A 271-nucleotide genomic window follows, 5' to 3' on the forward strand; every position below is an offset into this window, starting at 1 on the left:
GTGTGATTCATGGTGTAGTTGTCCGCGTTCGTACCGGGGACTTTTTCGAAGACCAGCTTGAAGTCCTCGGCCAGCGTTCTGAGTTGCGCATCGTCTGCGGGACGCAGTGCGCGAAACGATGGATTGAACGCCGCCGCATATTGTGCGAGCACGGAAGGCGTGTCGCGTTGCGGGTCGAGCGTCACGAACAGCACCTGAATGCGCGCGGCTTTTTCGGGGCCGAGTTGCTGCATCGCCTGCGAGAGTTCGGCCAGCGTGGTCGGGCAAACAT

The 271-nt window shown here is 60.5% G+C and carries 1 protein-coding gene; it reads right to left on the reverse strand.

Going from position 1 to position 271, the window contains the following annotated elements; genetic code table 11:
* Positions 1–271 (reverse strand): SCO family protein (locus tag SB751_RS30670; RefSeq protein ID WP_410749108.1); only part of this gene is annotated, 271 nt, incomplete at both ends.

The organism is Cupriavidus sp. SIMBA_020 (assembly GCF_046535395.1).
Lineage (GTDB): Bacteria > Pseudomonadota > Gammaproteobacteria > Burkholderiales > Burkholderiaceae > Cupriavidus > Cupriavidus campinensis.